Raw genomic sequence first — 459 nt, 5'->3', positions numbered from 1 at the left:
ATCTGGCTTTCAAACAGAAGTTTTCAGCGATGCCGCTTATATTGCTGCGGTTCCACGTGACCACCATCTCGCGAGCCACGAAAAAATTGAACCACCGGATCTTCGAAACGTACCATTTGTATCATTTGCATCATTCACTGCAGCTGGCCCGATTATTGCGCAGGCATTCCGCGCTGCAGGTGAAAAACTAGACCCAGCTTATGAAACAACGATTTCCGCTGCGGCATATGAATTTGCCAAAATTGGCTTGGGGGTCGCGCTTATAGACCCTTACACGGCCATTCACCAACTTGATGATCGGGTAACGCTGGTGCCATTCCTGCCTAAAATACCGTTCAACGTGGCGCTTCTTCGCCCTTATTCCCGTCCACAAAGCCGCGTATCGGAAGCGCTTCTGGACCTTCTTTTCAGCGAGCGAGACGCAGTGTTGGCGAAGTTGCCGCACTTTTGACGGATAGG

Annotated in this window: 1 protein-coding gene; it reads left to right on the top strand. The window is 51.0% G+C overall.

What is annotated here, in order from left to right; translation table 11 throughout:
• Window positions 1–451: LysR substrate-binding domain-containing protein (locus tag HWD97_RS24275; protein ID WP_371835813.1), on the top strand; the 451-nt coding region annotated here is incomplete at its 5' end.
• Between the last annotated feature and the right edge of the window lie 8 nt (window positions 452–459).

Source organism: Ochrobactrum sp. C6C9, assembly GCF_022627935.1.
GTDB lineage: Bacteria > Pseudomonadota > Alphaproteobacteria > Rhizobiales > Rhizobiaceae > Brucella > Brucella teleogrylli.
Note: the sequence above shows the minus strand (reverse complement) of the source record. Positions and strands in the feature narration are given on the sequence as shown.